This is a genomic window from Sporosarcina sp. G11-34 (assembly GCF_026931025.1).
Genome location: NZ_JAHNZW010000007.1, coordinates 121200 through 142819 on the forward strand (window position 1 = coordinate 121200; position 21620 = coordinate 142819).

The 21620-nt window shown below is 38.6% G+C and carries 18 protein-coding genes and 2 pseudogenes; 6 read left to right on the forward strand and 14 right to left on the reverse strand.

Going from position 1 to position 21620, the window contains the following annotated elements:
* Positions 1–49: 49 nt before the first annotated feature.
* From KSU66_RS11680 to KSU66_RS11695, 4 genes are read right to left on the reverse strand one after another with little or no spacing between them, the layout of a single operon-like run.
* Entirely contained in the window at positions 50–865 is an 816-nt protein-coding gene (locus KSU66_RS11680; protein ID WP_269051638.1) for an ABC transporter ATP-binding protein, read from the reverse strand.
* Positions 865–1896, reverse strand: coding sequence for a FecCD family ABC transporter permease (locus tag KSU66_RS11685; RefSeq protein WP_269051639.1), 1032 nt, complete (start codon positions 1894–1896; stop codon positions 865–867). Before KSU66_RS11685 ends, KSU66_RS11680 begins: the two co-directional genes overlap by 1 nt.
* Positions 1893–2927: a FecCD family ABC transporter permease gene (locus KSU66_RS11690; RefSeq protein WP_269051640.1), complete on the reverse strand. Its 1035-nt coding sequence runs from the start codon at positions 2925–2927 to the stop codon at positions 1893–1895. The genes KSU66_RS11685 and KSU66_RS11690 overlap by 4 nt, the downstream gene beginning before the upstream one ends.
* A gap of 1 nt (position 2928) precedes the next feature.
* On the reverse strand, positions 2929–3975 hold the full coding sequence (locus KSU66_RS11695) for an iron-siderophore ABC transporter substrate-binding protein (RefSeq protein ID WP_269051641.1): 1047 nt from the start codon (positions 3973–3975) through the stop codon (positions 2929–2931).
* Positions 3976–4386: 411 nt separating this feature from the next.
* On the opposite strand from KSU66_RS11695, the pseudogene KSU66_RS11700 reads away from it, so the two are divergent.
* Positions 4387–4509, forward strand: a pseudogene (locus tag KSU66_RS11700) (NUDIX hydrolase); the annotation flags it as partial.
* Between the two features lie 90 nt (positions 4510–4599).
* A pseudogene (locus KSU66_RS11705) lies at positions 4600–4773 on the forward strand (DUF3427 domain-containing protein); the annotation flags it as partial.
* A 231-nt stretch (positions 4774–5004) separates the two neighbouring features.
* On the opposite strand, the gene KSU66_RS11710 reads toward KSU66_RS11705, so the two are convergent.
* The 7 genes from KSU66_RS11710 to KSU66_RS11740 form a co-directional block, all read right to left on the reverse strand.
* Positions 5005–6390, reverse strand: coding sequence for a solute carrier family 23 protein (locus KSU66_RS11710; RefSeq protein WP_269051643.1), 1386 nt, complete (start codon positions 6388–6390; stop codon positions 5005–5007).
* Between the two features lie 69 nt (positions 6391–6459).
* Positions 6460–8028, reverse strand: a complete 1569-nt coding sequence (locus KSU66_RS11715; RefSeq protein WP_269051644.1) for a long-chain-fatty-acid--CoA ligase — start codon at positions 8026–8028, stop codon at positions 6460–6462.
* Between the two features lie 694 nt (positions 8029–8722).
* Positions 8723–10999, reverse strand: coding sequence for a bifunctional glutamate--cysteine ligase GshA/glutathione synthetase GshB (gene gshAB / locus KSU66_RS11720; protein ID WP_269051645.1), 2277 nt, complete (start codon positions 10997–10999; stop codon positions 8723–8725).
* A 137-nt stretch (positions 11000–11136) separates the two neighbouring features.
* A complete protein-coding gene (gene fghA / locus KSU66_RS11725; protein ID WP_269051646.1) occupies positions 11137–11970 on the reverse strand; it encodes an S-formylglutathione hydrolase in 834 nt (277 codons plus the stop codon).
* Between the two features lie 4 nt (positions 11971–11974).
* Positions 11975–13093 (reverse strand): S-(hydroxymethyl)glutathione dehydrogenase/class III alcohol dehydrogenase, encoded by a 1119-nt coding sequence (locus KSU66_RS11730; RefSeq protein ID WP_269051647.1) that lies wholly within the window; start codon positions 13091–13093, stop codon positions 11975–11977.
* Between the two features lie 506 nt (positions 13094–13599).
* Complete coding sequence (locus KSU66_RS11735) at positions 13600–13953, reverse strand: winged helix-turn-helix transcriptional regulator (protein ID WP_269051648.1); 354 nt, start codon at positions 13951–13953, stop codon at positions 13600–13602.
* A 437-nt stretch (positions 13954–14390) separates the two neighbouring features.
* Complete coding sequence (locus KSU66_RS11740; protein ID WP_269051649.1) at positions 14391–14513, reverse strand: hypothetical protein; 123 nt, start codon at positions 14511–14513, stop codon at positions 14391–14393.
* Positions 14514–14733: 220 nt separating this feature from the next.
* Between KSU66_RS11740 and KSU66_RS11745 the strand changes: the two genes are divergently transcribed.
* The 3 genes from KSU66_RS11745 (at position 14734) to KSU66_RS11755 (ending at position 17630) form a co-directional block, all read left to right on the forward strand.
* Entirely contained in the window at positions 14734–15351 is a 618-nt protein-coding gene (locus KSU66_RS11745; RefSeq protein ID WP_269051650.1) for an NUDIX hydrolase, read from the forward strand.
* Between the two features lie 341 nt (positions 15352–15692).
* On the forward strand, positions 15693–16721 hold the full coding sequence (gene splB / locus KSU66_RS11750) for a spore photoproduct lyase (RefSeq protein ID WP_269051651.1): 1029 nt from the start codon (positions 15693–15695) through the stop codon (positions 16719–16721).
* 462 nt (positions 16722–17183) lie between these two features.
* Positions 17184–17630 (forward strand): ATP-binding protein, encoded by a 447-nt coding sequence (locus tag KSU66_RS11755; protein ID WP_269051652.1) that lies wholly within the window; start codon positions 17184–17186, stop codon positions 17628–17630.
* A 278-nt stretch (positions 17631–17908) separates the two neighbouring features.
* On the opposite strand, the gene pgeF is transcribed toward KSU66_RS11755, so the two are convergent.
* From pgeF to KSU66_RS11770, 3 genes are all read right to left on the reverse strand, one after another.
* Complete coding sequence (gene pgeF / locus KSU66_RS11760; RefSeq protein ID WP_269051653.1) at positions 17909–18673, reverse strand: peptidoglycan editing factor PgeF; 765 nt, start codon at positions 18671–18673, stop codon at positions 17909–17911.
* Between the two features lie 109 nt (positions 18674–18782).
* Positions 18783–19112, reverse strand: a complete 330-nt coding sequence (locus KSU66_RS11765) for a hypothetical protein (protein ID WP_269051654.1) — start codon at positions 19110–19112, stop codon at positions 18783–18785.
* 291 nt (positions 19113–19403) lie between these two features.
* Positions 19404–20210, reverse strand: a complete 807-nt coding sequence (locus tag KSU66_RS11770) for a YitT family protein (protein ID WP_269051655.1) — start codon at positions 20208–20210, stop codon at positions 19404–19406.
* A gap of 553 nt (positions 20211–20763) precedes the next feature.
* Here KSU66_RS11770 and surE point away from each other — a divergent pair.
* On the forward strand, positions 20764–21564 hold the full coding sequence (surE, locus tag KSU66_RS11775) for a 5'/3'-nucleotidase SurE (protein WP_269051656.1): 801 nt from the start codon (positions 20764–20766) through the stop codon (positions 21562–21564).
* Positions 21565–21620: the final 56 nt, after the last annotated feature.

Genomic DNA, 21620 nt, shown 5'->3' on the forward strand with positions numbered 1-21620 from the left:
TTTCTGCGACTTATGAGGAAAGTTACTAGGCAGTAGTATTAGTCTTTATTTATAGAGTATATTCACTATTAACATGATATCTTCCTATTGGTACCACAGAAGGAGAGCCCGAAATCGGATCTTTTATCACTGTGCAACGAAGCCCGAAAATGTCGTTAATCAATTCACTTTTAATGACCTTTGAAGGCTTACCTTCCGCAACTAGCTTTCCTTGACGAAGGGCAAAAATATGGTCTGCGTAACGTGCGGCCAAGTTGATATCATGAAGGACCATTACAATCGTTGTTCCGTGTTTTCGGTTAAGATCAGTCAACAGGTCAAGAATTTCAATTTGATACGTAATATCCAAAAAAGTCGTCGGTTCATCAAGAAATAAAATATCGGTTTGCTGCGCCAACGCCATTGCAATCCAGACGCGCTGTCTTTGTCCGCCGGATAGTTCGTCAATGTTCTGGTTTGCAAATTCGGTAATGTCCATAATATCCATCGCTTCGGCAACGGCTTCATAATCCTTTTTTGTCCAACCGGAGAACATGGATTGGTAGGGGTACCTTCCTCGGCCAACCAAATCCGTCACCGATATTCCCTCTGGAACAATGGGGGATTGCGGCAGAAGCCCTAAAACGCGCGCCAATTGTTTCGGCGGGATTTTGCTGAGCGGTTTTCCATCCAGTGTAATTTTTCCGGATGTCGGTTTAATAAGTCTTGCCAATGTTTTAAGAAGCGTAGACTTTCCGCAGCCGTTTGGGCCGATAATGACGCTGATTTTATTGCTCGGAATCAAAAGGTTTACGCCATGGACAATGGTTTTATGATCGTAGCCCGAAACGACTTGTTCAGCTTGAAAAGTATGTGCCTGTTTCATTATAAATCTCCTTTTTGATTCATTCGGATTAACAAGTAGATCAAGTAGGGAGCTCCTAGAATGCCTGTGATGACACCTGCAGGGTATCTCGCAACGAATACGAATTGCCCAATCAGATCCGACGCTAGGACTAAAACGATGCCAACAAGACCCGCCGGAATAATGTTTGAAAACCCCGCACCAACTAATCTTTTTGCGATAGGTCCAGAAAGGAATGCGATAAATGCAATGGGTCCCGTTGTAGCGGTAGCTAACGCAATGATTAGGACTGAACTAATAATAAGTACAAGTCTTGTCTTATCTGTATCAATTCCAAGTGAAGTCGCAGCCTGCTCTCCTAGTTCCAACATATCCAATCGTCTCCCGAGGAAGATGATGACAGGTGCGAAGATAAGAACTGTTAGGATTAAAGGGAAAAGATTCTCCATTTTAGCGCCATTTAGACTCCCGCTAAGCCATCTCATTGCAGTAGGAATGTCCTGTTTTTGACCAATCAGTAGTAAATAGGATATGACAGCGTTCAATATTGCTTGAATGCCAATTCCAACTAAGATTAATCTCCCGATTGAAAAAGAAGTCCCTTTTGATAATAGAAAAATAACAATGACTGTAGCAAGTCCACCAACAACAGAAGCAATTGAAACAACCAAATTGCTTGCCTGAAGAATAATGATGCAAAAAACAGCGGCTGCACTTGAACCAGCTGTAATTCCGATGACATTAGGGTTTGCCAAAGGGTTTCGCAACATTGTCTGGAATACTGTACCGGCTATTCCGAAAGCGAATCCGGCAAAAACACCTGCCACCATTCGTGGGAAACGGATGGTCCCCACTGCAAATGATGCGCCTTTTACTTGTTCACCCAGCAGTACACGTATGACATCTTGAACGGGGTAAATTGTGTTTCCTAGCATAAGCATAGTGCAGCAAAGAGCGAAAGCGATGACTGCAAGTAAGGAAGTCACGAGTATAAAACGACGACGTCTCTTTGTTCTGCCAACTATAATAAGATTCATTGATTCGTTTATCATAATGTACGCATCTTCGCTTTCATCGTTAGTAAGATTAATATAGGAGCCCCAATAAATGCCGTTACTATACCAACTTCAAGCTCACCCGGACTGCCGATAAGCCTACCGCATACATCTGCTATCGTTAAAATAATTGCACCTGAAAGGGCTGACATCGGGATGATAAATCGTAAATCAGGCCCAATAACGAGTCGAATCACGTGGGGGGCCAATAAACCGATAAAGCCAATAGGGCCAGCTAGTGCTGTTACTGCACCACATAATAGGACACCACCAAAAGCGGCAATCAGTCTAAGGGTGCCAGTTCGTACACCTAAACTTTTCGCAACTTCATCGCCTAATGCTAATGCATTAAGTGCTGAAGCCGAGCAGAAAGCGATGAGTATGCCTACAAGAAGAAAAGGAATCAAAGTAGAGATGTTGCTCCAGTTTCCTGATCCAACACTGCCTACTTGCCAAAATCTAAATTGGTCCATAACGTTTGAGCGGGGAATCATTATTGCAATTACGAGAGATGATAAGGCTGCACTTGTAGCAGCACCCGCCAAAACAAGTTTAAGGGGCGTGGCACCCCCACTCCCCATAGAACCAATTCCGAATACAAAAATGGCAGTTATGATTGCTCCCGCTAGTGCAAGCCAAATGTATTGACTAGCAGTCGTGATATTTAAAAAGGAAATTCCACAAACGACAAAGAGAGCAGCCCCTGTGTTTACGCCTAATATGCTCGGATCTGCAATCGGATTACGCGTGACTGATTGCATAAGCGCTCCAGAAACGCCTAATGCGGCACCGCACATTAAACAAAACACAGTTCTAGCAATTCTTTGACGCACAACATTTGCCCCATGAGATTGTACAGTTGGGTGGAATAAACCAGCCATTAGTTCATCCCATCCAACTGTACGTGACCCAAAGGCAAGGGAAGCCAGTACACATATACCGAGTAAAACAATAGAAAGCACAAAGATTTTTATAAAGTTTTTCGGAATAAGTAACTGCTTATTTTCTGAAACAGATGTATGGAGCATGTTATTTTACCTTGTTAGCAGCTTCTGAAAGTAAAGTTAAATATTCGTCAATTGAATAGTCAATTGCAAGCGGGTTTGGCGTTCCGGCTGCCGCAAGTGGCGTGTTATCTCCAATAATGGCAACAGACCCTCTTTGAACTGCTGGAACTTTTCCAAGGATTGGATCAGCTTGCAGTGCTTTTAATGTATTGTCATCTCCGTATGATACGAAAAGATCAACATCGCTCAGTATATCTGCATTTTCAGCACTTAATTCTAAATAGAAACTATTTGGATCAGTAATTTGACTCGTAATATTTTCAGGGTATTCCATTCCTAACTCACCAAGGAACTCCCCGCGAGAATCTGTTGGTGTATAAATGTAGAATTTAGATAAATCTGTCGCTGATATGCTAACAAATGCGGCTTTCTTACCTTTAAGAACAGGATATTCATTTACTTTATCTTGAATTAATTTCTCTGTATCGGCAATTAGTTGTTTACCTTCCTCTTCCATTCCCATACCCTTTGAATTGAATGTCACTTGTTCACGCCATGAAGCTAACCAAGGGCTTGTTTGGTAGGCAACCACTGGTGCGATTTCACTTAATGTGTCATATTCTTCTTGCGTAAGACCAGAGTATGCTGCAAGAATTACATCTGGGTTTGCATCTGAAATGGCCTCAAAGTCAAGTCCGTCTGTATCCTGGAAAGTAACAGGGCTTTCTCCACCAAGTTCCTTGAGCTTGTTTGCTGTCCAAGGTAATAGGTCATTGCCATCCTCAACGCCGTAATTCGCCGCTGAAAGGCCTACAGGTACAACTCCGAGAGCGAGCGCAACGTCATGGTTTCCCCATGCAATCGTTGCAATGCGTTCAGGCTTTTCTTCAATTACAGTTTCGCCAAAAGCATGCTCGATGACTAGCGGGTATTTGGAAGTTGTTTCTTCCGGTTTTGTATCTGCTGTGCCAGTAGAAGTGGAATTAGGTTTATCGGCTGAACAGCCAAATAGTAGTATCATAGCTGAAACAAATAAAATACTTAATGAGATTTTTCGTTTTGCTTTCATTATTAAACTCTCCTTTTAATTGATAATGATTATCAATGTCAATGATATATACTTCTTTCCCCCTTGTCAATAACAACTTTGTGATGATAGTATGTTTGGCTAAATGGCCATAGCAGGGTGTAAGTTACGTATTTCAAAAAAGGCGGCATTAAATTATTGGATATTCCATCGATTTTTCAGTTAAAACACCACAGCTTATCGGGCTAAAAAGGTGTGAATACTTGTACAAATACGTTAAACAAGTCTGCACTGTTATTTTGCAATAAACAATTCCAATAGCAAAATAATAAACCTAGTTCACTTACTGTTTTTCATCGAATAAATAATGAAACTTGGCAGTCTGATACTTTTTATGGATTAATCAATTAGTGATACGATAAAAATATATAAACATTGAAGTGGGGGGATTCCGTGTTCCTAGATAAACTGCGGAACCAGTTAAATGAAAATCAACCTCTATTTATAGGGGAAGAAACAGCTTTTCGTTCAGCTGTTTTAATTCCATTAGTTCAAGTAAATGAGAAGTATACAATTTGGGGTTTAACAGCTAGGATTTTAAAACACTTTATAGAAATCATAAAATAAAAACAGGGTTTAAATTCATTAGTAGTCACTTACCATAAAAACGATGAAGGAACTGATTTTTATTATTTAGGCAAAGGATTTCCGGACAAACCTAGCGTTGAAGAGGATTGAATGGTTGATAAGAAGGGGAAGGATCTTCCGGTCGTTCATATGAACATGGTGATGGAGCAGGCGGTGGAGGGTAAGCTTTATCATTATTTGATAGAAGAATGAATAGGGAGGCACTACTTGTGGTAAGGGGAGCCGTACCACAAATGACCAATAAGTTAATTGCTAACTGATGAATAAATACTATTGAGACTTTAGAATAAGAGCGGCTGACAGCAAGAAATCAAAAAGAATCCTTGGGCAATGATCACCCAGGGATTCTTTTTGGTTATATGAATAGTTAGGAATTATTAATGCGTATTTAGTAATCGTTCAATTTGAAATCAATTCTATTTTTTATGCGACCTTATCAATTTCTTGCTCTATACTTTTCTCTATATTTTTCTCTTTATTGGACCTAGATAGCGAAGTTTTTTCAATAATAATATAGAGGACAACTCCTGCAATGAGTCCAGGTGCGGCTCCATACACAGCAAGTGTGACGGCCATTATACCCGCGACACCACGTTCGACTTCGGTAGTCAATTGCTCGATACCAATTGTGATACATAAATAACCGGTCAAAATAAGTGTCAGTGATAGTGCAATCGGTAACACAGGTTGGAATATTGTTACAAGCGGTAAAATGAATAATGCGAGAAAACCTGCAATCCAGAAAGTTCCTGCTCCGCCGTAAATAGAGTCCATTGCCTCTCTACCATTTCGGTACCGTTCTGCAACCGTTGCAGTAATTGCTGTCCATATAGGACCAGATAAGCCTGGGTAAGGCGCAAAGAATGCATGAATTAGGTTTCGTATTCCTGTGATAATGTGGATTCTGTTTGTATTTGAGTCAACAAGTTCATCGTCTCTATCTTTAGTAGCTCGATCCATTAACGCGGTTCCGACAACGATGTCGCCGTATGCGATTATGTATGCAATAATAGCGGTAGGAATTGCTGCGATATATAAGCCCATGCCGGGAAAACCTATTGTAAATGGTAAGTAGTTCCACATTTCCCCGAAAGCAGGTAAATTTATACCCCATTCTATGTTAGGTAACTTATATTCACCAAAAGACCATCCAATAATGACAGCGATTAATAATGCAGGTACAAAGCCGGCATTTGAAAGAAATCTTGCTACTTTGTTCTTGGCTGAAAGTTTTTTAAACGATAATGAAAATAGTAAGTAGATTGCAATAAAACTACCAATAACTAATGAAATTGGTGTTTCCGCAAGTCGGCCGCCCGTTTGGATTTCCCCTAGAAGTGCTGCAATTCCAGCCCCAATTAAGATTCCACCTTTTAGTGAATTCGGTAAGTTATTGGCGAGTTTACCTCCAAGCCCTGTTATGCCTAAAAACAAAAAGATAAATGCAACTAATAATTGTAAAGCGACTAACGCTTTAATAGCTTCAGGTCCGGCTGGATAATCACTTAAGTACAAAATAATAATCGGAATAGCTGGCGTAATCCACCCTGGTACTACGGGTTCTCCTAGTAGAGCAGGAAGCATAAAACCAATCCCGCAAACGAAAACGTATGCCATTGCCACTTTATAGGGTAAGCCTAAACTTTGTTCTAAAAGAGGTATCATACTAACACTTACAACAAACATTACAAAAGCTTGAACTAGTTCTGCTTTTTCCAATTTATAATGAAGAAAAGGTAACCGAATTTTAAAAGGCCCAAATGGTATATGTGGTTGTTCTTTTCCGTGTACTCTCTTTTTGTAAGCCAATGGTTATCTCCCCCCGATTAAAATATCTTTAAGGCTATAATACTTAAGAAAGTTAGTAAACTATCACTTTTATTTAACATAATGATCGCGTAAATTATGTTTTAATACTTTACCTGAAGCTGTTTTTGGAAGTTCATCAACGAAGATGACTTCACTAGGTGCTTTAAAATGAGCTAGCTTGCTTCTGACAAATGTGATAAGTGCTTCTTCAGTTACATCGTGACCGCTCCGAATAACGACCAGAGCTAGAGGTGTTTCTCCCCACTTTTCATGCGGTTTTGTAATAATTGCGACGTCTTGTACAGATGGATGATCAAAAAGCACACCTTCTACTTCAACGGAAGAAATGTTTTCCCCGCCACTAATAATAATGTCTTTTTTTCGATCAACAATGGCGATGTTATTATCTGGATAAACAACCCCCATGTCTCCCGTGTGAAGCCAACCATTTTGTATTGCTTCACTTGTCGATTGTGGATCATTCCAATAGCCTTTCATAACCCCATTACCTCTGACGATAATTTCACCTATATCTTTTCCGTCATGGGTTACTTCATTTCCATCTTCGTTGACAACAATTACTTCAGAACCAATAAATTCATAACCGACTTTAGCTTTTATTTTTATTTTTTCATCCCTACTTAAATATTCTTGTGTATCGCGTATTGCAGAACCCGTAATTAATGGTGAGGCTTCTGTCATTCCGTATATTTGGACGAACTCCCATCCCAAGTCATCCTCAACGCGTTTTATGAAAGCAGGAGGTGGCGCGGCGCCCGCGACATAAGTTCGGATTGATTGTGGTTGTTTTGGAATCTTACGCTCGTCATTATAGTCCAGAATAGTACTTAACACTGTTGGAGCCATATGCATTACTGTCACGCCGTACTTATCAATTCGTTCGATAATATCATCTGCTCTTACTTCTCTTAAGCAAACGTGAGTTGCTCCATTTGCCGTATAGTAGAATGGAGAACCCCATCCATTGACGTGGAACATTGGTAAAATATGAAGTAGGACATCTTTATCAGTAACACGCAAGTAATGCATGGAACTCATGGCATGTAGATAATTATTGCGATGTGTTAGCATAACACCCTTTGGTTGTCCCGTTGTGCCGCTCGTGTAAAGTAACGTTGCTACATCAAGTTCTTCCACGTCCGGCCTAGTAATCTTTTCGGTGCTATAGTTTGCCATCCATTTATCGTAAGAAATAAGTCCATTTTGGTTTTCATTCATATTATGGACGATAATAGTTTCGATTGTTCTTAATTTCTCCCGAACTGGTAAAATGAGATCAAGTAAATCATTATCGACAAACAATGCTTTTGCCCCGGAATTATTTAATATATATACGTATTCTTCTGGTTTTAATCTTGTATTAAGCGGAGTGATTATAGCCCCTAATTGCAAAACACCATAAAAACCTTCAAACATGCCAGTAGTATTCGGTGCTAAATAGGCGACACGATCCCCTTTACTAATACCTAGTTCTTGTAAACCGCTCGAAAGTTGATTGACCCGACCATTTACTTGTTTGTATGTGTAACTTACCTCGTCATCGATGATAGCTGTTTTATCACCATAAAGTTTAACTGCTCTGTCTAAGAAACGCATAAGTACTAATGGAACGCTCATTTGAATCTGCCCCTTTTCATAAAATGATTACTTACAAGCTTGTACACATAGGTGTCTAGGATTAAAACAATTAAGACTGAGCGCTCGATCAATCGAAGTTAATAAAAAAAACTCTTAGCAAATATTACTTTAAATTTACTAGAATAATTGTTTTATCTTGTCGCTCCTTGTCGCGGATAATTGAGTTAATATTTAAATAGTTCAATATTGTCTTATTGTATAGCACCAAATAATTTAAGTCAAACCGGTTTTAGAGTATTCTGGGTTTAATTGAAACAACATATGGTGAATAGTTGTATTCTTAAGAAAAGAAAGAAGTTAACGCTTACATTGTAACTACGGGGATATTTATATGCATTGACTTAAGTCAAGAGACAAGCCTGGTGTAACTGATCTCGGTCTATTCAACTTTGTTTTGTTCCGATTATGTCCTCGAGGATGAAAGGAGCAAATAGGGGATTATTTAATCGTTTTCACTTTACTAGGAATGCTTCACAGTTTTTTTGTCTAAGTGTATTTAGACTTGTCATGGTGAAGGGCATCATAAATAAATGAAGTTTTCGAGTTTAACGACAAACTTTAACCGGAAATGCAAATGGCCCCATCCTTTTTATGTAGAAGTCACTGCTACATAAAAAGGATGGGGCCATTAAGCTAATCTTTGGTAAGGAAAACGAATAAACATCTGTCTATTTTATTTATCAGTATCATTTTGCAATAGTTCAGGGAATAAGTATTCTATTATATGCATTGTCAGGTGTCTAGACTTACCTTTGTAAGGATAGATATGCATATACATAGAAGGATTAAAATTTGCTTCAATAATTCCGTACGCATTCGGTTCAGAAGCGGGAACGTTTAGGTCTTCAATAATTAAATCGATACCACTAATTTTAGCACCTAGTGCCGCAACAGCGTCCACTGCTATTTTTTTGTAGTCCTCAGAAATATCATCTGTCACATCAATGGAATCTCCACCTGTACTCACGTTTGAGTTCTCACGCAGGTACACGATTTCGCCTTCTTTAGGTACGGAATCAAATTGGTAACCTTGTCCTTTAAGCATAAGATCCTCAAGTTCGCCCAATTGGATTAATTCCAATGGAGTTCTATGGTCTTGTCCTCTTAAAGGGTCACGGTTCTTTTCAATGACTAATTCTTCAATTGTCTGTTTACCGTCCCCTTGAACATTCGCAGGAATTCGAGACAAAACAGCAAGTACTTTATCGTCTAATACGAAAAAGCGATACTCGGTTCCCTTAAGAAATTCTTCTACTAATACGGAAGTATCTTCTTGAAATGCGAGCGTGATTGCTTGTTTATAGTCTTCGTAATTTGTCCCATCCTTGAAGATGGAGATTCCTAATCCGTAGTTTGTTGTTTTTGGCTTCACAACAAAAGGTTTGGCAGCAAACAATTCATATGAACGTAAAGCATGTTCGATATCGTTGAATTCCTCGCCTAGCGGAACACGAAAACCTTCTTGGTGAAGGATTTTCTTTGTAACTGTTTTGTTTTCCATAATTAAAGTAGAAACGTACGTATCTTTACTTGTCATATTACCATTTTTAACATATTCAACATGGTCGTCCAATTTGAGTTTTAGAAATTGGTCTTGTCGATCCAAGATTTCTACTTTGATACCTTGCTCAATAGCATCAAACATTAAAAGTTGAGTCGACAACTCCATGTCTGTAAATCCTGTTAATTGATATGGTTTATCCCAAGAACTTTTATAAAACTCTTTGGCAAGAGATGTAGCGACTTGACCTTGACTGCTATTTTCATTCTCTTTATAAAGTCTTCCAGCTAAAGTCTTACTTGGATCGACTAACATATCCCTCAGATTAACAAATAACGTATCTGAAACAGTCAAATCTAAGATTTCTACTAAACTTTCCATCCCATCAATAATACTTTTAGCATCTACTCCAAGTTCTGTATGCTTTAAAGGATGCTCAAGAGCCACTAGGTCATTGTTTACTTCTCCTGTTTTTACCCATTCATCAGGTTCAAAACCTTCATCTTTCCATAGCGAATAAAGTAAGAAGAGGTGTAGGAATTCTGCTTGTTCATAGCTAATTCCATTATTTTCGAAAGGATTTAAATCTATATTTCGGAGTTCAATATAACTAACACCGTGATCTTCTAAATCTGCAACATGATGCCCGCCTCTTAAACGGACAGCTGAATAAAATTCTTTTTCTTCCACTAGTAGTCCTCTTTTAACCATTAAAGAGAGATCGGATATATAGTTCTGTATACTACTATATGAAACTTGAACATCTTCATGATTCGTATAACCATATTTACTACTTCTAATACTTCTTACTGGCTCATTCAAAGAATCTTCTTCAAAAAAACCTTTTTCACTACTAGGTGAAGCACCATATAAATAAGTTACTAACCATCGATGGTGCAAATAGTTTCTTGCGGTTTTTAGATAAATCTCATTTTTGAAAAGTCGATAATCTTTTATCTCTGATTGTAAGTTAAATAACGCTTGGATTAACTCGTCACCGAATTCAAAGTTGAAATGAATACCACTAATCATTTGTTTTCGGCGGCCATAAGAATTGGCTAACGATTGACGATATTCAACACCTTCAGGGTTTTTCAATTTTGCAATAATAATATCTTCTTCTTTTTCTGGTAACTGAGGAGGCATGCTTAATGGCCAAAGCATTTCATTTTCACCCATAGAACCGTAAGCAACGTCATGGATAGCTGATAAGTAATTAAACAGTTCCTCTAGTGTCTCAGTAACAGGTGTAATTAATTCCATTTGTGTTTCTGCAAAATCTCGCTGAATATAAGGGTGATCATCTTTTATTGAAATACTTTTAGGGTGATCGGTAGTAACTAAATTACCTAATAAGTCAACACGTTGACCTTCTTTTTCAATCCCATAACGGGCCTTTAATAAGTATGGTTTAACACGTTCATCGACTAATATCTTTTTTATATCCATATTATCACGTCCTTAAATTGACATACTTTTCATTCATTAATAGTAACATGTTAAACATTATATTATACGGTAATGAAAAATATCCACATTGCATTTAATGTGGATATTTTCATTCTAAATCTTATTGTAAAAGGTTGTCACTTTAAGTGCTTCATATGGAAAGCGAAATGGTCTTCCAAGAACGTAGCAATAAAGAAATAGCTATGATCATAACCTTCAACTTTGTTGTAATTTACTTCTTGGTTATTTTCATGGGCATTTTTTAAGAAAGTAGTTTCTTCCAATTGTTCTGGATAAAACGTATCTGCAGTTCCTTGCGTAATCAAAATAGGTGGAGCGTTAACTTCTTTGATAAGCTCAGAAGCATCCCATTCAGTCCAAGTTGCTTTGTCTTCACCTAAATAGTTTGTGAATGCTTTTACTCCCCATGGCACTTGAACTGGGTTTGTAATAGGAGCAAATGCAGAGATTGCTTTGAATCTCGATGCATTTTTCATCCCAATCACTAAAGCACCATGTCCACCCATTGAGTGGCCCATTATACTTTCCTTACCAGAAAAGTTTGGCACTAAAGTAGAGGCAATCTCTGCTAATTCTTCTGTAATATACGAATACATTTGGTAGTTCTTTGCCCATGGCTCTTGAGTGGCATTCAGGAAAAATCCTGCGCCTTGCCCAAGGTCATATGCTTCATCATTTGCAACATCTTCTCCACGTGGTGAAGTATCTGGAATAACGACTGCTACTTGATATTTATCAGCCCATCCTTGGAAGCCGCTTTTTTCGCTGAAATTATCATCTGTGCACGTTAAACCAGATAACCACCAAACTAGAGGAATTTCTTTGTTTTCCTTATTTGATGGCAAATAAATACTAAATGTCATCTCACTCTGTAATACATTGGAATAATGCGTGTACTTGCGTTGTTCTCCATTAAATGAACGTTTATTATCAACTTGTTTAAGGCTCATTGTTTCACTCCTCATATGTTAGTACTGTACGGATTGACTCACCTTTATGAAGCAAGTCAAATGCCTCATTGATATCCGTAAAGTTTAAGTTATGTGTAATAAACGAATCTAAATCGATTTTCCCGTCCATAAAGTCATTGATCATTCCTGGTAGTTCCGTTCTTCCTTTAACGCCACCAAATGCAGTACCTTTCCATACGCGACCCGTAACTAATTGGAATGGGCGAGTGCTAATTTCTTTACCACCAGCTGCAACACCGATAATAATACTTTCTCCCCAACCTTTGTGACAACATTCAAGAGCAGATCTCATAACATCTACGTTACCAATACACTCAAAGCTATAATCGACGCCACCGTCTGTCATTTCAACAATGACATCTTGGACCGGTTTATCGAATTTAGAAGGGTTAATAAAGTCCGTTGCACCCATTTTTTTAGCAAGTTCAAATTTATCTTCGTTCATATCAATCGCAATAATACGGCTTGCTTTTGCTTGTACCAATCCTTGGATAACTGCTAAACCAATCGCACCTAAACCAAATACGGCTGCGACAGCGCCTTCTTCTACTTTTGCTGTGTTGTGAACAGCACCAATTCCTGTTGTTACCCCACAACCAAGTAGTGCGACTTTATTGAGTGGAACTTCTTTGTCTTCCACTTTTGCAAGGGAGTATTCAGAAACGACTGTGTACTCACTAAACGTACTCGTTCCCATGTAATGATAAACAGGCTCTCCGTTATAAGAAAAACGAGTCGTTCCATCAGGCATTAGGCCTTTACCTTGTGTTTCACGGATTGCACCGCACAAGTTTGTTTTTCCAGATAGACAGAATTTACATTTTCCACACTCAGGTGTGTAAAGTGGAATAACGTGATCTCCTGGTTGTACGGACGTTACGCCTTCACCGACGGATACGACAACACCGCCACCTTCGTGGCCAAGTACCGCAGGGAATACGCCTTCTGGATCTGCGCCTGATAATGTGTACGCATCTGTGTGACAAACAGACGTGTAAAGAATTTTTACCATTACCTCGCCTGCTTTAGGTTCTTCTACATCGATTTCTACAATTTTAAGTGGTTCTCCTGGTCCAAATGCAACAGCTGCTCTACTTTTCATTTAATTTCCTACTTTCTATTGTTTTATCTTATCTACTTACCCATAATCACATACATTTAGCAATCATACAATACTGACAAATTAGTCAGTGTGTATTTTAAATTTAAGTATTTGGGAAGGAACTTGAATAAATTGAACGGTCTTTACGCGCTTCCTATAAGCCTATTAGCATTGCATGTCGCTGGAACCTAAGATGAATTTTCATATTACTGATTTTTACTCTCCCGCTGCTAACACTACGAAACAACTTTATCAAAACTAGCTATATTATCTTCATAAGTAGTCATCTTCTCTTAATCTCCTTTATCCAATGTCTTTATTATACGGTAGTTTTTAAATATTCAAATAATTTTGCTTGCGTGTCTGCATATCGAAACTTAGCAAAAGTTGACGGCAAACACTAAAATCAATCCCACTCAAAATGTATTTCTATAGTTTTAAAAAGCATCCTGATTTCGCAAGACTTTATTTCATTGGCCCGATTCAGGCACAGTTCATTATTCAACTCATGTTTTATCAGCATTTTCTTCCAAAAATACTGCAAAACTATCTCCCCAATCACAGATAGACGTTACAACGGGTTCTAAGCGAAGACCAATTTCGCTTAGTTGATACTCAACTTTAGGTGGTACAACAGGGTATACAGTTCTAGTGATTACTTTATCCTCTTCTAATTCCCTTAATTGCCTAATTAACATGCGTTGATTGACTTGAGGGAGCTTTCTTTGTATTTCGCTTAATCTTAATGGAGACTGGTGAAGCAAACACCATATAATTGCTATTTTCCAACGTCCTCCTATAACGGATAAAGCCAAATCTTTGCCAGTGAAAAATTCTTTGTCTTTATACTGAATAATCATATATTCCAATTCCCTTCTACATAAGATAATGACTGTAGTGACAAAAGTGTCAGTATGGTCTGATGTATTATAGTATGTAACGATAGGTAAAGTAAAGAGTGAAAAAAATAGAAAGAAGGTATTTATCTGAAAAGTAGAGCTGCTGTTGCATTTAAACTAGAAGAACCACTTCAAAATGCTAATCAAATAGTTTGGTCTCTTGCAATTACTATGTAAGTCTTTCATTAGATCCAGTGTTTTTGTATATCTTTTCAATCTGTAGAATCCTTTAATATATGTGAGACTGAAGCAAAATTTGAGTTTACAAGGACTCTTGCCGACAATAGTTTTTTATAAACTAACGATTTTCCGATTAATGAACAACCGTTAGTTTATAAAAACAAAAGATTCATCTAACTAGTTTATTTTTTCTTAATTACCACATTAAAATATAACTTTTATTCCTGCGATGTGCCATTCAGTTCAGCAGCTTTAGCAGCAAGTAAATCCATTAACTCTGGTGATAGGACATCAAAGGTAGGTAATCCAAGAGTATTTAACTGTTTTCGGATATCGGTCATTTTCGAACTATTGTTTTATCTTATCTACCTATAATTACATACATTTAACCGTTATGTAATACTGACAAATTCATCAGTGCGTAGTATGCTTAACGAAAAGATTACTTTTGATGGTGGCGACCCACTAGTGATGCCGGACTTTCTATAATAATGTGCTTTATCCACTAATCTATTAATGATACGATAAGAGTAATATAAACGTTGAAGTGGGGGGGATTCCGTGTTCCTAGATAAACTGCAAAACCAATTAAATGAAAATCAACCTCTATTTATAGGGGAGGAAACAGCTTTTCGTTCGGCTGTTTTAATTCCATTAGTTCAAGTGGATGGGGAGTGGCATATTCTTTTCGAAGTACGTGCATTCACGATGAGAAAACAACCAGGCGATATTAGTTTTCCTGGTGGTCGAATCGACGCCACGGACCCAACTCCATTGGCAGCGGCTTTAAGAGAAACGCATGAAGAGTTAGGTGTCGACCCAAAAACGGTTACTTCTGTACATCAATTAAGTCCTTATATTGCTTCACCTGCATTTGTTGTCTACCCATTTGTAGCAGCCATTGATTACGATCAAATTATACATTCTTACAACAAAGAGGAAGTTGAAGAGGTATTTACGGTGCCAGTTAAATGGCTGTTGAATTATGAGCCGTATATGCATTTGGTATCCGCTGAACCAGTGCCTCCAGCCGACTTTCCTTTTGAAAAAATAATGAATGGTGATCAGTATCAATGGAGAGCTCGTCCGATTGAAGAATGGTTTTTTGATTATGAGAAGTATACAATTTGGGGTTTAACAGCTAGGATTTTAAAACACTTTATAGAAATCATAAAATAAAAATAGGTGCCTCATTCTAAAACAATTTAGGGTTGTTTCAGAACGAGGCACCTTATTTACTTACATAACGTTTAGATGGCATTTAATCTGATAATAGTTTGTCATGTAATCGAAATGATAAAAGTAATCAATAAGGAGGGGAACCGTGCCATAAGTAAATAAGGTTTTTGGTATTTTAGGGACGTTCAAATTTATGCAATTGTATTGTGATAACTGAATAACGTCGTGAACAGGTAACCGAAAGTAAGTCCGTTGTCATACTTTCTCACTTTTAAGGCAAGCTATATAAAAAGAGAAAGGTGATCGAATGGATAATAATTATGGATTAGGTAGTTCACAGAATGAATAAACCCTTCACACCACAGCTTGTCTATTTTGAGCCCAATGCACTTGAATACCCACTTGGAAAAGAACTGAAGGAAAAGTTTGAGAAAATGGGGATTGAAACGCGCTTTACGACCTCGCATAATCAAATTCGAGATTTGCCGGGTGATACGGACGCTCAAAAATATCGTATCGCAAAATCCACCTTAGTCGTAGGCATTCGAAAAACGTTGAAATTCGATACGTCCAAGCCTTCAGCCGAATATGCAATCCCGCTTGCGACAGGGTGTATGGGGCATTGTCATTATTGTTATTTGCAAACGACGATGGGCAGCAAACCATATATTCGAACTTACGTAAACGTGGAGGAGATTTTCGAAGCGGCCAATCGCTACATCGAAGAACGCGCACCCGAGATTACCCGGTTCGAAGCCGCGTGTACATCCGATATTGTGGGAATTGACCATTTGACTCATTCATTAAAAAGAGCAATTGAACATATTGGTCAGACAGAACTAGGTAGGTTACGTTTTGTGACGAAGTTCCATTTTGTCGACCATTTACTCGATGCCAAACATAATGGCAATACGCGATTCAGATTCAGCGTAAACGCTGATTATGTCATTAAGAATTTCGAGCCCGGCACTTCTCCTCTGAATAAAAGAATCGAGGCTGCAGGGAAAGTGGCAAGAGCCGGCTACCCACTAGGCTTTATCGTTGCTCCCATTTACCTTCATGAAGGCTGGGAGGAAGGCTACCACCACTTGTTTGAGCGACTTGACGAGGAATTGCCGCAAGATGCAAGAGAGGATATTACATTTGAATTCATTCAACACCGGTTTACGAAGCCTGCGAAAAGAGTGATTGAAAAGAACTATCCGAAGACGAAGTTGGAGTTAGATGAAGAAAAAAGACGCTACAAATGGGGCAAGTATGGAATCGGTAAATATATTTACCAAAAGGACGAAGAGGATGAAATAAAGTCTTACCTATACGGCTATATGGAAAAGTACTTTCCGAATGCGAAGTTGGAGTATTTTACTTGAGCAATCAAAAAAAGCGTAAGGGCCCGGTGGAAACTGGGGCTTTACGCTTTTTCTCGACGGATTGAACCAACACGTATCAATACCGAAGTTATTGCGGTCAAGAACAGAACGAATCGCTCGATAACTATATACTCTACCAATCCATAGTGCTGATAGAATTCATTAATCGGAAAATGCCGTACGATAGTATTTGTTAGCCCTAGCTTCTTATATTTTCAGGATACTATACAATACTAAGCCCACCGTAACAATATGAGACAATAACCCCCGCAGGCTTCGTAAAGCTTTGAGGGCTACTTGACGCTTACTTATAAACAACCATGACGAAACAAACATATAACTATAATAAGAGGTAGTTCCCACAAGTATATTTGTGATAAGGGACTGCCTTTTTTGTATAAGCATTGGTTAACGTATTTGCATGGTATATAGATCAATTTTGCTGGAAAGGAGGATATTCTTATGAAGAATAAAAGTGAAATCATGAGGATCATTCAGCAATTGGATCATCATATTGCAGATGATTTTGAGGCGCAGGACCTAGACTTTAAACAATGGAATTTTAGTGCTTTGGAGGAAAATATCAATAAAATGATTAAATACGCTGTTTGTATGGCAAATGGCGGCGGAGGAAGTGTTGTTTTCGGCGTGGCCGACAGAGTACGGGGAATAGACAATGTTTTAATAGGGGTTCCATTTGATGTAGACATAGCAGAATTACAAAAAAGGGTATTTGAAAATACAGATCCACACATAACTCCTTCATTTGATGAACTATTTTATAAAGATCATTCAATCCGGCTCTTAGTCATGAACGTTTTGCCGGAAACACCGCCTTATACAACAACGAAGGGTACAGCAACCGTTAGGCAAGGAAAAGAGTGTCTGCCGTACAGGAACAATTCGTAGGGATAGTGTTCACCAGTCACTTTAACGCGAATGCTAACACCGTTTAATAAAACGTGTTAATTGAAAGGGGAATTAATTTGGCACTATCACAAATGCAAATTGGGCATGGGTTAGCACTAGGTTTAATCTAATTTAAAAGTCCCGTCTATAGACCATACCTAGGCAAGGTTTCTGTTCTAGAAAATCCTAATTATATGAAAGCCCATCAATATATAATTGATGGGCTCTTTTAAGTATATTTCGCTGAAAAAGTCGATTGTTAATTTATCTTTATTCGGTCATTCGCTTTTTTTCATGACAAAACTCAAATGCCTGCCGCATTGTTTGTCTTGGCGATAAGAGAAACCATCCGGGCTTACATAAGTACAGGTCGGATCGATCGTAATTCGCTCAGCCGGAATTCCCGCCAAGTCACATTGCTTCTTAACGGTTTGCTGATTGTCAATGTGATACTTCTGGGTTTGATCATTGTAATACATAAAATCATCCGCATAGCCGAGGTCTTTGAACTTTACGTACACATCTTCGTCGACTTCAAACTTTTCTTGGCTTAACGCCGCGCCGATTTGGATGTGGAAATCGCTTGGATTACAGTGTTCGATTTGTTTTAAGTGCTCGAAAAGTTTCACGGTAATTTCTTTGACCGTTCCTTGCCATCCGGAATGGATTACGCCAATGAGTCCATTTACTTCATTGTGAAAAATCACGGGGACACAATCTGCAGAAAAGCTGCACAGTAATACATTTGGCTCGTACGTATAAAGGGCGTCTGTATTTGCAATAGCGGTAGCTATTCGATCCGCGCCTCGTCCTTTGTCGGCGAGCGTAACACGGTGGAAATTGGAGCTATGTGTTTGATTGGCACAGATGAAGTTTTCTAGTTCGCAATGCAAGGAAGCGGCTAATTTCTTCCGATTTGAGACTATATGTTCAATGTTTTCACAGGCATGAAGCGCCATATTGTTATTTTCAAATTCGGCTTCATCTTTCATCGTCATTCCTGTTATGAATTTGTCATTGTTTACGTATATGTTTGTTTTCATGTGATCACCTGTTTTTAATATATCGTAGTGTGTCGCTGATGTATAGGGCATGAAAGTACGTATTAAACAATATAAAAGGCCGTCTGGCAGAATACCAAACGGCCTTAAGTTACTTCGTAAAAGGTTTAACAACATAAATATTAGCACCTAGACCGCTCATTACTGGGCGGATGTAGTGGATTCGCTCGATGATGTCGAGTCGTTCCAATTTCCGAATTACGCGCCGGACAGTGGCGTTCGATTTTTTGACGGTACTTTCAATGGTACCGTGTTTCAGGTGGGCGGCGCCACATGTAATGGAGTATTGGCGAATCGTATCGAGAACAGCCCGGTCGGTGGCATTCAGGTTGTCCGAGTGTGCTGAAACGTGCTGCTTTACGGCTTCGTCCATATCGTTTTTGTTATTGAAGTATGCATGGTCTGTTAAGTACGTAGTCATTTTAAAATCCCCCTTTTACTCCTTATATAGAGGGGGATTGAAGAAAAGGGTACACCCTTTGGAAACTTTGTTGTGAGTTAATTAGGTTGATTGGAGTGGAAAGCGTCCGCCTGAAACGGAAAGCAACCAATATTTTATGCTTACCTTTGTAGAATGTTGAATGTTGTAGGAAGAAATAGATTTTTAGAGTAAGGTTCGACTAATTACTAGGTATTCTTCGGGGTTTTCATTACTCGTTAGTTGAATAAAAAAGGTACCTCGTTTTGGAATAACCAAGAACGAGGTACCTTTTTAATTCACATGAAACTTTCCGTCAACTTCAACTGTTTCATAAATATTAATAAACGCGTCTTCGTCATGCTTTCGGACGATGTTTTTAACGTGTAGTGTTTCGTAGCGTGTAACGACCATCATTAAAATATCTTTTTTCTCCTTCGTATAGCCACCGTAACCTTCTGTAATCGTAATGCCTCGATAGATGGATCCAAGCAATTCGTTTCGAATCGCTTCACCTTTTGTTGTGACAATTTGCATCGTCAATTTAACATGATCCGTAAAAATGGCATCGATCATTTTCCCTGTTATATAAATAGACAACATGGTGTATAACGCAAGTTCCCAGTTGAATACAAATCCAGATAATAGAACGATGATTCCGTTCATCCCCGTGAGAAGAAGGCCGATGCTGAAAGAACTTGTACGGGAAACGATAATTGCAATAATATCCAAGCCGCCAGAAGTTCCAGAGTATTTTAAGATAAGACCTACTCCGAGACCGCCAATGCCTCCGCCGAATACTGTCGACAACAGAATATTGTCTGTAACGGCAACGACCGGTAATAAGTATAAAAAGAAGGAAAGCGAAGTGACGCAAACAAGTGTATTCACGGTAATTGTTTTTCCAAGTTTGTAATAGCCTAAAATCAGTAACGGTACGTTCAGCACGAAATTAAGTAGACCGGTGTTGAATGGAGTAATTAATCCAAGTAATATGGCAATCCCGCTAATTCCACTGCTTAAAATACCAAAAGGAACGAGAAAGAAGTTAAAAGCAAATGCAACAATGAGTGAACCTATGACAACAATTAAATTTTTCATAAACACAAAATCTCCTTCCGGTACTTGTAAAAAAACCGCCCCAATCAAAGGACGAGTTTGTGCTCACGATCCGGCTCAATGTTTGCCAATTAGAGCTTTCAGGCAATTTGGAAAACTATTGAAACATTATGGGACAAGGGTTTTCTTGTATTTTTTCTTGCTATAGACTTTAGTTATTAGACGCTAATTTAGCAGAGAAAAATTGGCGTGTCAATATGATTTTCCCATCTTGGCATGAATTCCATACTGTTATAATATTTGATTGATTCTGTCTAAGTGGGCGACCTAATTGATAAGGCTTTGAACTCTATCTAAAATCCGGAGGTAAGTCTACTCACACCGATAGCCAAAACTTTACAATCTCTTCATGAAATATCAATCGTTTCTTAACAATCGAACGTTATCATTAGAACTGAGGAAACCGAAGGACACAGAAAGACTATTCATTCGAAAAAAAGTTCTGTAGACGCATTCGATTTTCTCGGTAATTGAACTATGGTGAAAAACACGCAACTTAACCAAAAAAAATGTTAAGAAAGTTGGGGATGACTGTATGAAATTTTTGTTAACGAATGATGATGGCATTTCTTCGCCGGGTTTAGCTGCAATTGTTGAAGTGATGGAGCAATATGGGGACGTTATTGTCGTTTGTCCGAATCGGGACAAAAGTGCGGTGGGTCATTCAGTTACTTTCCGGGAAGCTCTGAAGGTTCAGGAGACGACTGTTTTCGGTGAAAATGTGAAGGCGTGGACAGTAAATGGAACGCCCGCGGACTGTGTGAAGATGGCTCTGGAAATGTTAGTGCCAAATGAAATCGATTTTGTCGTTTCAGGCATGAACATCGGGTCGAATATCGGTCGGGATAGTTATTATTCGGGTACGATTGCTGGAGCTAGGGAAGCTTCATTCTTCGGAATTCCGGCTGTTGCAGTTTCGCTGGATGTTTTTGACGGAAGTCTTACAAACTTTAGTGAATCGAAAAAACTTTTTTCGAATGTGATGAAGACGTTACTCCAAAAACAATATGCGTCCAATCTATTGCTTAATATAAATATTCCATATATAGAAGAAACCCAGTGCACAGGGATAAAGTTTGCAGAGCTAGATTATAGTATTCAACGGTATAAGCATGTTGAAATGAGTGATCCAAGTGGGCGCATTGTTTATTGGTTGAAAGAACACCAAGCCGAGCATATAGCTGATAATCCGATAAGCGATTTCAAGTTGCTTGAAGAAGGCTACATTACAGTGACACCTTTAGAAGTTCAACTAACGGATCAAAATTATAAAAGAGAAATCGAGCATTGGTTTAAAGAAGGCCAGACTATGCAACAAGAAAGTTTTTTATGGTAGGAAATAATTGTTTCCACTATTAAATAAACAGTAGGTTTTTTAATAGGAACACCTAT